Below are 14,935 nucleotides of genomic sequence, written 5' to 3'. Positions count from 1 at the left end.
GACGCTAACGACCAGCGAACCTCTTGTATCAGATGAAATGAGAAAGCTGACCCGTCGGATTCTCACCCGAACTGATACACCGCAGTTCAGGACGCCGTCCATACATCAGGTCAGATGAGAACGGACAGCTGTCCGATGTCATTTTGCAGTTGATCTCCGACTTTTTCACCAGTCTGCCTACCAGCGCATAGGGCTTTCCAGTCTTTCGTCTACCAAGTTGTGCGTCTCGTGACGCTTCCGCGCTCGTAGCGCAATCGGCTTCGTGCCGAGTCCGGCAGCACACTCACTTTCGGCCAATTGCCCAACCCTCCCCGGCTGCAGACGCATTTCGTCACGTGACATATTGGCGATGCCGCACCCTACTGAGCCCCTCTAGTTCGCGCGCGTTCGAGTCGAGTCGGTCTGTTGAATCAGCTTCCCAGAAAGCGATTTCCGCATCTGGGAGCGGTTCATCGAACTCGTCCGAGACATGGATACCTGGGAGCTGTCCAAACGTTCGCTCCGGCGGATTTGAGGCTGTAGCCGGTTCATCGCCGGCCTGCCCCACTGCCATCGCCTGCCGGTCGGAAGGATCCGAGAAATCGCGCTTCGTTGCCGGCGGTTGGTTACACATCCTGAGAGACTCGAAATTCTTCCGTTGGGTGGGACAGTGCCCAGCGCAATCCTTTTGTCACTGTGACGCTTTCGGCTCTATGACTTCCTCTTGCGGTTCGTGCTGCTGTGTCACACGCGTGCGCCATTTCACTCGGTGGTGATCTCGGTCTCGATAGGAATCCGCAATTGGGTCGCGATCGGCGTGTATAGGTCCACGCCCTGCTCGGGGGTTCTGAGCGACAAGATCAGCGAGTAGCGCACTGGCACATCAATCCGATCCTGTCGCCTATTGTTCTTCCACCACCCTCCCGCGGGGTAGATAGCCACGGAATTACATTGCGCGAGTTCGCTTCCGGTGCCGTGCCACTCGTCTTGGTGCAGCGATCCGAGGTGGCGCTGACGTTCCCCGAGGAGCCATCTCGCGGACGTTGTTGCCGCGCCGGACCTGCCGTCCTCCTGAAGTTGAGCATTTCGGTTTATTCGAGCGACGAACTGCTGACGCGTTTCCAACTCACCTTGCATGTCGAACCGCAGCATGTGAGACGCGTAGGCATACCGCTGCCGCCACCCGCGTCGCGACGCAGACGGCTCGATGAAGTACGACAACGTGATTCGTAGCCGAACCGGCGCAGACCCAAGTTCTTCAAGTGCTTCTGTAGGCCACGGAAGCGTGTGCAGTCGGAAGCGCCGCATCGAGTAGTTGCTGCCATCGAACGGCACGAACTGATCTTGAGTGACCAGGGTGACTGCGCGCCGCGATGAATTGAGAACGGAGTCCTCTGCCGGGACGCCCCACCCGTAGCGCCGGAGCTGTTCGAGGCGAATGGCTTTCGTCTGGTCAGCTTGGACTTTAAGGGCCATCGCCGGAGTCCATTCCGCCTCATGGGTCAGTAGGCCACGGATCGACTCCGGCCAGTAGTCGGGGTATCGCTCCATGGCCAATGCCGCCAGACGTGCCGCTTGGGCCGTCGCGGCACTCGTGGCGTTGGCGGAGGCCAGTGCGACGTTGTTGCTGTTCCCAGTCGACCGCAGAGACAGGCTGGGGAGCTTGGGTTCGAACATTTGGGCGCCGTCGGTGAGGACGTTGCCGCCCTCCATACAGATGTCAGGCTTGATGGGCGCGCTACGGTGTCGAAACAACATCGACGTTCGGCTGTGGGGCGAGAGATCACCAGGCTTTGCGAGTGGTGTCCAGCCCTTGTACTGAGGATGCTGCGGCGCTTCAGCCAAGTCAGTGAACGCGCCAACCGTCAACGCGTTCCATGATTGAGCGGGATCCTCGATCGCAGCAAGGTCGGAGTTGTCGCCGTGTTCCAACATATAGGAGTCGACGTTGCCCGCAGCGACGACGATGAGGCGTGCGACATCGGGATCCGGCTCCGAGATCAGTCGGAAGTGGTCACCGTCGCGATTGGTTTCCGTGCCGACAGCAAGGGCATCGACGGCAGCGGACCACAGTGTGGGGTCCCCGGGGTTGTCAGGCTTGGTGCTCAACGTGAGGGCGAATACGCGTCGACGTGCAGCAGTGATTTCCGGGAGTGCCACCGCCTGGATCGTGGCGCTTCCGTAGTCCAAAGGATCGATCTGCGCCTCGTCGGAACCCGGCTTCATGCGCACGGACTCCAGGCGATGCCGGAGCTGAACGGGGTCATTGCTCTGCAGGTCCGCGTCTAACCGATCACCGAATAGCGCGAGGCCGGCCATCGAGGTACCGTGCCCGCGCGGATCCATGTCCGCTCCCGAAGCGCCGACGATGGTGTGTAGGTCCTCTGGCGCGAGGGATGCCTCGATCAGGACGTGGCTACGCAGCACGCCTGTGTCCAAGTGGCACACTGCTGGTGCGCTACTGTCGGCGAAAATCAAGCGTTCGGCCAAGTCTTGGACGTATTCGTCCTGTCCAGCGGGAGGAAGGTCCTCGATCGTCTCGATGAACTCTGGCCTGCGGATCTCCGCCAGCGGCACGAGTGTGAACGGCAGCGGTTCGAGTTGGCTCCAGGTAGCCTCGACCCACACCACGAAGCGGTCACGGAACTGGATCGACCGAGGCAGCATCCGAAGCTGGTAGGTGTTCACAAACGCGTTGATGGCTTCGATATCGCCACTGGAGGTGTCCAGCCAGAGCTCCCACCAGTGCTGTCCCCGCTGCGGTGGGTCACCGTCAGACGTCCAGAGATCAGCGAGAACGGCTTTGCGGATCCGGGAGATGTTGGCGACGAGGTCTTGGTTCGGCGGCTGCCCTGTTTTGGTGAGGCCACTAAGGTAGTCCTCGAACAGCTTCATGAACGCGGCGCGGTGCGCGTCTGCCACCCACACCGTCGCCCGTTCTGGGGCGGTCTCCGTAGCTGGCCGGACCGACAGCAGGAGCCAGCGGGGCTGCTTCGGCTGTTTCCGGTGGGTGGTCATTCGGTTCAGCGACTCGAGTTTCAGGGGATACGACGCGCCCTCGCCTTCGAGGACAATGATTGTTCCCTGCGCTGTGAGCTCATCGTCGGCGAGTTGGAAGTCCCCACGTTCGCCATCAAGTTCACCGAACGTATCGGATAGCTCCTGATTGCGCGCAGCTCCGTGAGTACCTCGGTTGACTGTTCGGCGTTTGAATCCGCCACCGCCGCTGTCTCCGGAGTAGCGGTCGAAGCTCTCGGCAGTGGCGTACCCCTGGACGTAGAGGTGGTCGAGTGCCTGGTCATGGTCAGGCAATAGTGGCCGATCGCCGCGCGTTCAACGCTGCAATGAGATCGTCGCGCTCCACCATCGCATCACCTCGCATCAGGACCGCCTTGGCTGCCGATTCCGCAGCCTTCACCAGGTCCGCATGACTTAGTCCGTCCGTGTACTCGCCAAGCTTGGCCAGGCTTGATCTCTCGATCAGCGAGCCCAGCCGGGCACGCATCACGGCAGTGGCTTGCCGAGCGTCAGGGAGGGTGTAATCCAGCACCGCGTCGAAGCGCCGGAACAGCGCCTTGTCAAGGATGGATCGGTGGTTCGTCGCTGCGATTACGATCGATTCGGGGCTGGAGTTCTCGAGGAACACAAGAAACGAGTTCAGTATTCGTCGGGCCTCGCCGACGTCGTTCCCTGAGCGGTCCGCGCCGAGCGCATCGAACTCATCGAAGAGGTAGACGCCACGTTCCGCAGCCACGGCATCGAATACGATGCGCAGTTTCGCCGCAGTTTCACCCATGAACTTGCTGAGCAGGGCATCCAAACGGACGGTGTACATCGGCAGGGACAGCTCGGTGGCAAGGACCGATGCGGTCATCGTCTTTCCGGTTCCCGGCGGCCCGACCAAGAGTAGGCGGTGCGATGGCGCGAACCCGTGCTCGAGCAGATTCTTCCGCTGACGCTGCTCGGCGAGCAACTGCTTGATCTGAGCGGTCCGTTCCGACGGCGCCACCAGTTCACGCAGGTGAACCTGGGGATGCGATGCTTCGACAAGCTCGGCCAACTCGCCACCAACTCGTGGAAGTGCGGTGACGTTTGCAAGGGGGGCGCGTTCACGCGACGCGTCGACTGCTTTTTTTATGTTGTCGGCCAGGACGTGGTGCCCTTGCCGGGCCTCGCGTGCCGCGATCTGCAGTGCGACGGAATAGAAGGCGGCGTCGTCGCCGGCAGCGTGATTGCGAACCATCGCCGTGATGTGCTCGCCGAGGCCAGCCATGACGCCTCCCTTCTGGCGGAATGTGCTGCGTAGCGTAGATCGTACGGTCTGACGCTGCGTGCGAAGCCGATACCTGGCCGAATAAGTCTGTGCGGCATCAAGCCGAAGGAAGGATCCACGGCTGCTCGCGGCGCTCCCGCAACGGCAGCCGCACGCATCTGGTGTCAGGAAATCAGGGGAAGCGCTGCCTCGATGATCACCTTCCCGACTTCGGTGCCGGCCGCGGTCGCGATCGAAGTCATCGCAGCGGTAGCCAACGTCTTGAGCCGACCCGGGGACGGGGAATCAGAGTTCGATTCACCGCGGATGTCCGACACTAGCTCTTCGGCGGCGGCGCGGGCCTGTTCATCTGTGACCGCGGGAAGGACCTGTTCGATCGCATCGGCGAGGGTTCGCGCTTGTTCCACCTTCTGTCGGACGTTGACAGTCTGCGTGGCGCCGGGACTGTTGAACGCGACGGCGACACCGCTGCTGCCCTCGATATGCAGGTACGGGCTCTGCACCTCGGCGACGCCGGGAAGGTCCCGCACCGACTTGCCCGACGCCGCGTACTTCTCTCCATAGGGGGTCAGCTTCGGCCTAAGGACGATCCTCTGCATTGTGCCGGTGCCGTCGACGTAGCCCTCCTCCATTAGCCACTCCAGCGCGGCGTTCACCTCCTCGCGAGTGACTTCAGAGCCAGACCAAGAAGTTGCCTCCATGAAGGCAGCCGGTTTCGCCTCTGCAATGGTGGCTCCTTCGAGCCGCAGCTCGTATAGCCACGCCAGCACGCCGTCCCGTAGATTCCACAGCCGCTCCGCCTTGTTCATGGCGGTCCCTCCCCTGCTTGCCGGTGACGGATCAGCGTAACTGTGCGGTCCGACAACATCTGGCGCTCAGGACGAGGGCGCGTTCGCCCGCGAGTGCCCGCCGGAACGCCACCACGAAGCCTTTGCTGCTCGATCGACGGGAACCGGAATGCACGCCGACACTGACGCGGCACGTCCATCGCCACCGACATGGGATAGGCCGTGCTGGTGAAGATGATGCGCTCACGCCTCAGCTCGGCGGTCCGTGTCGGCATCAGCGCGTATCCAGTCTCCAGGTTCCTCGCTACGCCACCGTCATTGCGGCTGGACCACAGCGGGCGTGTCCGGCAGGGTCATCCCGGTCGGCGGCCATACCATCAGAGACGTGCCCACCCATGGGCGCGCGGCGGCGCAGATTCGAAACAGCGAGCTGATTGATTACCGGCCCGCTGAGGGTGACCCTGTCGCTCAGATTCCGGTCGACGAGCTGTGGTCGGTGCCGTTCGAGAAAAGTGCGCCGGTCCGCAAAGCCTCGACGTACAAGGGTCAGAAAAACTTCACCGGCGAGTGGTGGTGCTCGACCACTGAGTCGCACATCTCATTCGAATCGTGGGTTGAACGTGATTTTCTGATCGCGGCCGACTTCGATCCAGACATCATTGGAATATCCGTACAGCCCTTCGCTTTCCGCTTCGTTTCGGCCGCAGGCAAGCTGCGCCAGCACACTCCTGATGTGTTCCTCCGAACCAGATCCTGCGACGGCGTCGTCGTGGATGTGCGACCAGATCGACTCGTGGATGATGAGGCACGCGAGGCGTTCGAATCGACCATTGCGCTGTGCGGGCGTACTGGGTGGACCTACCGCCGTGTTGGAGATCAGCTTCCGATCCGAGCCGCGAACTTGCGTTGGCTCGCCGGCTACCGGAACCCGCGAAATCGACGGCAGGACGTCGTTACCAACCTGACCTCGCTATTGGCCCACAACCCGAAGACGATCGGCGCGGCCGCCCTCGCGGCAGGCGAGCCGATATTGGTACTGCCCACTCTCTATCACCTGCTCTGGACGCACGAGATCGACGTCGATGTCGACTCGGCGCCGATCGGTGAACATACGCTGATCCGGTTGGCCACACGATGACTGCTGAGCCGGCCAGAATCGCCATCGGCGACTTTTGTCGCTACGACGGCAAGTTCTGCGAGCTGGTGGCGATCGACGGAATGATAGCGAAGCTACGTCGCGAGGACGGTCAGCTCGCAGCAGTCAAGATTGCGGACTTGTTCGCGGACAGTTCATTCGACGTCCTATCCCCCAGCGTTCGTCGCCGCCCAATCCCACCCGACTACTTCTCCGCGCTGCCGAGGCGGGTCCAGGAGCGCGTCCTCTGGCTCGAGCACCACATCTCCGAAGTGGTCGACGGGATACCAGTCGGCTCACCGCCGCAGACCACTCCGCGCAACGGATACGACATTCGATCGACATCACTCGGACAGCGAGAACGCAACAAATGCTCCGAACTTGATGCCGCTGGAAAGCCATTGGGCCTGAAGTACTTTCAAGAACTCCGTCGGCGTTACGAACGATCCGGCGTTGCCGGGCTGGTTGACGGCCGTCTTCACCGTAGGCGCTCGCCAACCCGTCGGGTCGATAGTCGCTACGTGGGCGTGCTGTTGGAGGTGCTGAACGAGAACGAATTGCAGTCGACGCGCACAGAGATCGCCATGAAGTGGCACGTGGACCGGCGAGTGGTCGACAAGTTCGGCGACGGAGTGAAACTACCTTCTCACACCACATTTCATCGGCTGATAAAACAGCTCCCCCAAGCGCGTCACGCCACTGGATCCGCTCGAACCCGGCAGACGAAGAACCATCAGCCGGAGGGCGTGTTCGGTAAGGTCGTCGCGAGCCGTCCCGGGGAGTGGATGCAAATCGACACCACGCCGTTCGATGTCGGCATCCGGCTCGATGAGTCGGTGAGGGGTCGGGTGGAGCTGACGGGCCTCGTCGACGCTGCGACGCGCACAATCGTCGCGGCGGTTCTCCGACCTACGACGAAGGCAGTAGACGCATCCCTTCTTGTCGCGAAATCGATGACGCCGGAACCGATGCGGCCAGGATGGATCGATGCCGTCCGAATGTCGAACTCGGTCCTGCCCTACCACGCAATGCGGTCTGTCGATGACAGACTCGAGCACGCTGCTGCCCGCCCCGTCATCGTTCCCGAGAACATCGTGTACGACAACGGCGCCGTCTATCTGTCGAGCACTTTCCGCTCCGCATGCCGATCGCTCGGGATCAGCATGCAGCCTGCGCACAAGGACGAGCCCACCGATAAGCCGATCGTCGAACGCACCCTGGGATCGGTCAAAACCCTCTTCGCACAATACGTCACGGGCTACCTCGGATCATCGGTCGAGAACCGAGGCAAGAACGCCGAGCAGAATGCAGTTTTCTCACTGCAAGAGCTTCAGGATCTGCTGGACGAATGGATCGTCGTCGCCTGGCAGAACAGACCCCACGATGGACTGCGGGACCCCTTGAACCCGCAACGAAAGCTGACCCCGAACGAGAAGTACGCGTCCATGCTCGCCGTCAGCGGATACATCCCCGCACCGTTGACCTCCGACCAATACATCGCGCTCCTACCCAGCCTGTACCGGACGGTGACAGCCGCAGGCATCACCATCGACTACCGGACCTACGACAGCGACGACTTGGACGCTGCGCGGGGTGAGATCTCCGGGGTACCCGGCAAGGGCGCGCAGTGGCAGGTCCACTACGACCCCTACGACGTCAGTCGCATCTGGGTTCGCAACCACCACGGCGAGGGCTACCTGATGGCCTGCTGGACGCAGCTCCACACCGCACCGCAGCCGTTTGGGTCGTCACTGTGGGAGCATGCACGTCAACTCGAGACAAGTCGAGGAGAGCGGCGAACCTCGCAAGAGGCGATCACGGCCGCAGTCGAGGACCTCTTGGGACGTGCGTCCGTGGCGCCCGAGCCGGCGACTCGGCGTCGCCGCACCGCAAAGGACCGCCGAGCCATCGCGCGTACACGGGCGGCGGCGGAGTTACCACCCACAGTGCCACCAGCAGAGGAAAAGCCGACGCCTCATTTGTCTCCGGCGGAGGACGACGATATCGCCGACGTCATCCCACTACCCGTATTCGACGCCGAGAAGGAGGCCGACACATGGTGATTCGAAGATGACCGTCGATGAGCAGGCGGCCGAGCCCGACCTCGACCCCCGTCAGCTGCCGTCAGTAACGCTTGATGGTTGGCGCAGATTCGTCGACGCCAAACCCGCAATATTTGACCTACCCGATCACGATTACGACAGCACGCTCACCGGTGCGGAGAAGCTCGCCTTCGATGACCGACGCATGGCCTACCACTCGGAGTTGGTCATCATCGAGACGTCAACGGTCCGCCACATCACCCGCCAGGGCCGGCTGCTGACTCTGCTCAATCAACGTGAATGCGGCGCCCGCCGATCCATGATCGTGTCAGGGCCGTGGGCGAGCGGGAAGACCACCACCATCAAGTTGCTCGGAAAGATCCACGAGCAGAACGTACGCCGCCGGTATCCCGGCCAGGACCGGATACCTGTCGTCTACATCACGACACCGCCGAAAGGCTCGCCCCGCAAGCTCGCTTCAGAGTTCGCCAACTTCCTCGGACTTCCTACGCGGCAACGTCACAACACCACAGACATCGCCGATGCCGTGTGCCACGTGCTCACCGAGGCCCGGACCGAACTCGTCATTGTCGACGAGATCCACAACCTCAACCTTGCCAGTGCCGCCGGCGAGGACATGTCCGATCATCTGAAGTACTTCAGCGAGCACATGCCCGCCACATTCGTCTACGCGGGCATCAATGTGGAGCGCTCCGGGCTGTTCACCGGAGTCCGCGGCCGACAGATCTCAGGACGGTCCGTTCTGATCAAGACGGGCAACTTTCCATTCAACGACGAATGGAAATCGCTTGTCGCATCAATGGAATCAGCACTGCGCCTGTATAAGCACCGAGACGGCACGCTGACGCGCAACTCGAAATACCTACACCAACGAACGGGTGGGTCGATCAGCAGTCTGAGTCATCTCATCCGAGTCGCGGCGATCACGGCCATCCTCAGCGGAGACGATGCGATCACGCGTGAGGCACTCGACGCAGCCATCATCGACCACGCAGCGGAGGCCGCAACCAGCCACCCGATCGCCCCCAACGCCGGTAGGTCACGATCATGACAACGCTCACGTCCAGCATCGGCAACCCAACACTTCCCCGTCCGGTGAAGCCCCTGCCGAACGAAGTGCTTGCCGAATACCTCGCCCGTCTGGCGAAGGCGAACGGCATCAGCCGTGCTCGCCTGGAAGCACTGCTGACCCGCCGGGGGCCAACGACGCGAGCCGCTCTCGCCGCCTGCGTGTCGATGAGCGATCGCGCCCTCGCCTTCGCGCTGCCCGAACTGCGAATTGCGGGCGATACCGGCGCCTATCCTGAGTTGTTGCAGCGCGAAGTGGAATCGGTCGGGCCCGGCTGTCCACTGTGCGCGTCCAGACACGGGCAACGAATTTCCTTCCCGCAGGTGTGGTCCACGCACGACAACGTGGTGTGCGTCCACCACAGCATGTGGCTCAACGGCACGGCCTTTCGTGCCGAGCCAACCCGCCCGATCGTCAGAATCGTTGGCGCCTCACGTGCCGATATTCTGCTTGCACACCGGCGGCATCAACGTCTCATTCACCAACACGGCCGGCCCGCGATTCTGCAATCTGTCACCGACGCCTACGACATCGTGGAGCAGTGGAACTACTGGCGACCGCTGGAAGCGATCGGATTCCGACTCTCCGAACTCCAACCCGATGAAGCCCAACGAGGCGCGGGCACTGCGAGCCGCAACGCAGCCATGTATCCCGAGATCATTCGGCTGGCCACCGTGCTCAGCGACTCGGCGTGGCGCAGGCGGCTGCTCGCGAAAGACAGAGCAAGACGCGGCAAGGCCATGCTCGACCTTTTTGAACTCGTCCTGGATGGCGACGCCCCCTACCGTGCCGCGGATCCGATCTACGAATGGAGGCTGCGCCAACTGGCGGCAGCGGATGTCAAGAAGCTCGAACGCAGGGGCAGTCAAGAGAACACGAGGGGATGATGATGACGACGGTCGATCAGGTTGGACCTGCGCTGCCCCACGGCGCAGCAGGATGCACCGACTGGCAGCTGGATGGCGACGAGCTATACAGGATCGTCTATACCGACGAGGAAAGCGTCGAGGGTTGCGACGTCGGCGTACACCTGTCCGCCATTCAACACCCCAACGGAGAACTCAGCTCTCATGACTTCGTCGAGATCTACCTTGACATCGCTGGTAACGGTCCGCTGTCCGCGGAACAATCACGAGCGCTGGCTCGAATACTGCTCGACGCCGCCGAACAGGCCGAGCATTGGGCGACGGTGCTGACGCGCTGAGATTTCAAGGTAGTCAAGCGCACTCGCCGGCATGGATCGTAAAGCACGACGGACACACCGCGTCACCTGAGCGTGTGCCAGCGGACTTCTGATCTATGCGCTGCGCCGCGAGCACCGCTTTCTGAAGCTCGCTCATGACGTGCGTGTTGCGGAGCAGCCTACCCACCCGTTCCACAAGTTCGCCAGCCGATAGCGATTGGCCGGCGGACACGGTGCGGCAGTACTGCTGCACCTCCCTCAAAGGCACAATATCGATCGTCCGGGGGCCGAGTTCGCGTGCGACGGTTGATGACTGGTTCCGCAGTCTGAAAGTCCGTGGTTTGTTGCCGGACTGATTCAATGGGTTTTCCGACACGATGCGCTGCTGCCGCTCGGCAGCTGAAATAGCCCGATTGAGCAGACGCGAGAACTCATCGTGAGACTCTCGGCCCGTCGCGCACTTTTGGTAGACCTGGTGCAACCGCCACCCAGTCAGAGGACCCTCCGCACCCACGATGCGAACGATGTTGTCGATGACCCGGTCGGCCGGTGTCTGCGAGATCGGTGATAAAGGCTCAGAGAAAACGGGATACCTCTGCAGCGCGGGAGGCGCAGAGCTGGAGGCCTGCGGCCGCGCATCGCTGGTTGGAGCCGGTGATTGAAGGCGTTCTGGAACCACGCGACGGGGTCGGTCCTCACGGCTCTCCGAACGAGTCGAGTTCTGCACTGGCGGTCCAGGTCTCACAACGCGGTGACGAGTCGCTGGTGCAGTCGGTCTGACAGATTCCGTCGTCGTCGTTGCCGGTCGAGATACGGTCGGCTTCTCAGTCGGGGGCGACGTCTTCGGTGGCTCACTTGGCGCTGTCGAGGGCGCGGTCTTCACCGATTGACCGAAAAGCCGCTCGCGTTCGGCAGCGATGATGTCGCGTGCGAGCTCGGCCTCGGTGACGTCGTAGGCTTCCGGGGCGCTTGCTGCGGTTTCGCTTTCGCGGGCAAAGCTTTCGAAGAGTTCCTTCTTGGTTGCCAGAATCTCACGAAGCCTCTGGTCGACTCCTTCGTCGGACAGAAGTCGGTGGACTTGAACGGATTCGAGCTGGCCCATGCGGTGCGCCCGTGCGATGGCTTGCCACTCGGTGGTTGGTTTGAGCTGCGGTTCGCAGATCACAACCACCGAGGCCGCCTGGATGTTGAGACCCACTCCGCCAGCGACGATTTGGGCGACCAGCACGGCGCCCTTGTTGGCGGTGGAGAAGTCGTCGACCATTACCTGGCGTTGGCTGGCGGCGACCGAGCCGGTCAATGGTCCAAAGACCCGGCCCGGCATATGCCGTGCAACGTCGCTCAAAATATCGAGGAAGTGCGAAAAGACGACGACGCGGCGGCCGTTGGCCTCTGCCTCTTGAACGATCTCGACCAGGCGTTGCATCTTGGTCGATTTGATTCCCTGCTTCATCGTGGCCTGGCGCATCGCCATGAAGTTGCGCTGCTCCACGGCGGAGCGGTACGCCGCGGCGTCGTCGCCCGACATTGGCATCCACTCATCGACCTCAACCAGTTCGGGAAGCTCGGTGAGGACATCTTCTTGGTTGCGACGCAGGTATGCCGGCGCTACCTGGCGGCGAAACTTCTTCGGCGCGAATTCGTTCGCATCCAACACGAGGTCCGGGCGGAGGTAACCGACGAGGTTGCGGAACTCGTCAAGTCGATTCTCCAGTGGCGTGCCGGTGAGCAGAATCGCCCGTTCACACGAGTCGATGAGCTGCGCGGTTCGTTGCGTGCGAAGCGCGTCGGGATTCTTGATGTAATGCGCCTCGTCGACGACCACGCAACTAAGCGCCGGGATCGACACCTCATCGTTGAGCCATCGCAGCGTATCGAAGGTCGTGACGCCCACGCCGCCGTCGCGTTGCCAGTTCTTCGCCGCCCATTGCCGGTCGGGGCCGTGCAGACGGTGTGCGGGCAGTTTCGACTTCGCGCTGACCTCGCGAACCCAGTTGGTCACCACGGCCGCGGGGCACACGACCAGGAAATTGTTGTCGCCCTTTGCTCGCAGGTGCGCCAGCGTCGCAATGGCCTCGACGGTCTTGCCCAGGCCCATCTCGTCTCCGATGATGACCTTGCGCTGGACCAGCGCGAAACGTGCCGCAAAGCTCTGGTAGCCGCGAAGCGATGCAGTGAGGTAGTCGCCCTTCAACTCGAAATCACGTACTGCTTCGATGATTTCGGTAGGTAGGTCACCATGGGTCTTCTCGTCGTCCTCGGTGATGAATCCCAGTTCAGCCAGTAGTGCGAAGTAGTCGGCTGGCCGGGTGAGAAAGTCCTCCCAGGGATCGCCGATTGTCGCGGCGTCTTGCGCGTCGGCGATCGCTCGGGCAGCTCGGGCGACTATCTGAACGGCGTCCCGGAAGTCCGCGACGGTCGACAAGGCGGTGGGGACGACTATGGCGTGGGTGACCGCGTTGTCGATGACATCCGCGACGGGCGCCAACTCTTCGACGATTGCCATGTCCGCCGACGAAGCGGTGGCCCTACGCGCCGCGTCCCACCCGCGCAGGTGCCGAAGGAAGTCGGTGTGCTCCGGGGTGCGATTCTTGATGTCGATGCGCATCGGCATCTCGTCGTAGGTGTTCTGCCGCAGTGTCCGGGCGGCTGCGCGAATGCGGGTTGCGGAGGTTTCCCCGATGCCGTCGAAGTGCTCGAGAATGCCTTCGTTAGCCAAGACCGCGAGGACAGTGGTGATGCCGTTGTCGGCTAGAGCGCCGATGCGGATCTTGTCGCGGGTGGCTTCGCGAAGCCGTTCCACTGACATGTCGGCCAGCATGCGATCGGTCTCTCTGGCGCGGACGGCGTTTCCCGCGTCGACCGCTGCTTTGCGCAGCTTGGACTCTTCACTAGCCGCACGGTGGATGACGGCGGTGGCGTTCGGCAGGATCGCAAACGTCGTCGAGTCGACCAGCTCGGCAGTTTGGCCGTTGTCGGGCAGCTGCTGTTTGAAGCCCACCCAGTCGGTCAGGACGTCGCGGACAGTGAGGGCGCGGATCCGAGGATCATCGACCGGCTTGGCCTGGTCGATCGCCTGTCCAACACCGCTAGTCAGGAACCACCGTCGGTAGTCGGCGAGGAACTGCGCCGCTTGATTGGCTTTGTCGCGGGTTCCGCCGAACAGCAGGAGGCGACCGAACCCCGTGACTTTCCTCAGGTCCTCCGTGGCCGCCGCGACTTCGGTGGTGAGCCGGTCAAGTTCTCGCTGGACGTCTGGAGAAATTGACGGGAGGCAGGATGCCCTGGCCATGGTGTGGACAAGCGGCAGATCGTCGGCGCGAAGCGGGATGACGTGCCAGAGGTAGCGGTTGTTGCGCAGCGCCTTCGCCGTGCGCGCTCGCAGCCCAGCGGACTGCGTGGCCGCCGCGCTAGCAATCTCGTGGCGTGCGACTGCCACCGCCTTGGCGGCGTCTACCCACCCTCGTACTTCATCACCAATCGCCGATGTTGACGGCGGTGCGTCGCTGCTCATGGTCCCCGTTGCTCGACTCGCTTCCTGCGGGAGATTAGCGGACCTAGCGACGATTCGCGGACTACCCCGGATATTGTCGGGGAGGTCGACTAGCGTGGGTCAGCTATCTACCGGGGAGGACAAACAGTGCTGCTGGAAGAGTTGAAGCCTGGCCTGCGCATCGACGGGTTGATCCCAGCGCAGGTGATCACAGTGATCTTTGCTCAATGGCACGGCACCGACGCTTTGGAGCTGACCTATAAGACCAACGACGGTGCGCTCGGCCAGCAGGTGGTGTTCCGCAAGGACCAGGACAACCTCACCGTCGCCCAGACCGGAAGCCGGGCGTTCGACGCCAACGCCACCGACTTCAAAATGGTCGCCGAGGCCCAACGGATCACCCTGGCCGGATTGTTCGACCCGATGTTGGCCGTGGCCACCAGCGACGTCCGACCGCTCCCCCATCAAATCCGCGCGGTCTACGGCGAGCTTCTCCCCCGCACGCCGCTACGGTTCCTGCTCGCCGACGACCCCGGCGCCGGCAAGACCATCATGGCCGGCCTTTACATCAAAGAGCTGCTACTTCGCGACGACGTGCGCCAATGCCTGATCGTCGCGCCCGGCGGTCTGGTGGAGCAGTGGCAGGACGAACTGTTCTTCAAGTTCGGGCTGTGCTTCGACCTGCTGACCAACCAGCTCATCGACGCCAACGTCAACCTCAACGTCTTCGAAAGCAACCCGCTGCTGATCGCGCGGATGGACCAGCTGTCGCGCAACGAGGAGCTTCAGGCCCAGCTCAAGGAGACCGAGTGGGACCTGATCATCGTCGACTTTTCCTCTCGCGCTAACGCTGTGCGACACGTACGCCAACACGGGGAAATGAGGCTGTGTCACACACCTCGAAGGTACTGTTCACGACACCCGATGAGGGTGACTGAATCTGGACGTGTCA

Annotated in this window: 10 protein-coding genes; 6 read left to right on the top strand and 4 right to left on the bottom strand. The window is 62.4% G+C overall.

What is annotated here, in order from left to right; genetic code table 11:
* Nucleotides 1–741 precede the first annotated feature (741 nt).
* The 3 genes from ACTWP6_RS28480 to ACTWP6_RS28470 all read right to left on the bottom strand — a co-directional run bounded on the left by ACTWP6_RS28480 (nt 742) and on the right by ACTWP6_RS28470 (nt 5,061).
* On the bottom strand, nt 742–3,291 hold the full coding sequence (locus ACTWP6_RS28480) for a S8 family peptidase (RefSeq protein ID WP_443189443.1): 2,550 nt from the start codon (nt 3,289–3,291) through the stop codon (nt 742–744).
* Nucleotides 3,284–4,252, bottom strand: coding sequence for an AAA family ATPase (locus ACTWP6_RS28475; protein ID WP_443189442.1), 969 nt, complete (start codon nt 4,250–4,252; stop codon nt 3,284–3,286). Before ACTWP6_RS28475 ends, ACTWP6_RS28480 begins: the two co-directional genes overlap by 8 nt.
* Nucleotides 4,253–4,416: 164 nt before the next feature.
* Complete coding sequence (locus ACTWP6_RS28470; protein ID WP_443189441.1) at nt 4,417–5,061, bottom strand: hypothetical protein; 645 nt, start codon at nt 5,059–5,061, stop codon at nt 4,417–4,419.
* 364 nt (nt 5,062–5,425) lie between these two features.
* On the opposite strand from ACTWP6_RS28470, the gene ACTWP6_RS28465 reads away from it, so the two are divergent.
* The 5 genes from ACTWP6_RS28465 to ACTWP6_RS28445 are packed head-to-tail and all read left to right on the top strand — an operon-like array spanning nt 5,426 to nt 10,511.
* A complete protein-coding gene (locus tag ACTWP6_RS28465) occupies nt 5,426–6,178 on the top strand; it encodes a TnsA-like heteromeric transposase endonuclease subunit (protein ID WP_443189440.1) in 753 nt (250 codons plus the stop codon).
* Nucleotides 6,175–8,238, top strand: coding sequence for a Mu transposase C-terminal domain-containing protein (locus tag ACTWP6_RS28460; protein WP_443189439.1), 2,064 nt, complete (start codon nt 6,175–6,177; stop codon nt 8,236–8,238). Before ACTWP6_RS28465 ends, ACTWP6_RS28460 begins: the two co-directional genes overlap by 4 nt.
* A gap of 7 nt (nt 8,239–8,245) precedes the next feature.
* Nucleotides 8,246–9,289, top strand: a complete 1,044-nt coding sequence (locus tag ACTWP6_RS28455) for a TniB family NTP-binding protein (RefSeq protein WP_443189438.1) — start codon at nt 8,246–8,248, stop codon at nt 9,287–9,289.
* Nucleotides 9,286–10,194 carry a hypothetical protein gene (locus tag ACTWP6_RS28450; protein WP_443189437.1) on the top strand — a complete coding sequence of 303 codons (909 nt, stop codon included), beginning with the start codon at nt 9,286–9,288 and terminating at the stop codon, nt 10,192–10,194. The genes ACTWP6_RS28455 and ACTWP6_RS28450 overlap by 4 nt, the downstream gene beginning before the upstream one ends.
* 2 nt (nt 10,195–10,196) lie before the next feature.
* Nucleotides 10,197–10,511, top strand: a complete 315-nt coding sequence (locus tag ACTWP6_RS28445) for a hypothetical protein (RefSeq protein ID WP_443189436.1) — start codon at nt 10,197–10,199, stop codon at nt 10,509–10,511.
* A gap of 13 nt (nt 10,512–10,524) precedes the next feature.
* Here the strand turns inward: ACTWP6_RS28445 and ACTWP6_RS28440 are convergent, their stop codons facing one another.
* On the bottom strand, nt 10,525–14,004 hold the full coding sequence (locus ACTWP6_RS28440) for an SNF2-related protein (RefSeq protein WP_443189435.1): 3,480 nt from the start codon (nt 14,002–14,004) through the stop codon (nt 10,525–10,527).
* Nucleotides 14,005–14,130: 126 nt separating this feature from the next.
* Between ACTWP6_RS28440 and ACTWP6_RS28435 the strand changes: the two genes are divergently transcribed.
* On the top strand, nt 14,131–14,935 hold an 805-nt coding region (locus ACTWP6_RS28435; protein ID WP_443189434.1), incomplete at its 3' end, for a DEAD/DEAH box helicase.

Source organism: Mycobacterium sp. 4D054 (genome assembly GCF_052245755.1).
Classification (GTDB): Bacteria; Actinomycetota; Actinomycetes; order Mycobacteriales; family Mycobacteriaceae; genus Mycobacterium.
Note: the sequence above shows the minus strand (reverse complement) of the source record. Positions and strands in the feature narration are given on the sequence as shown.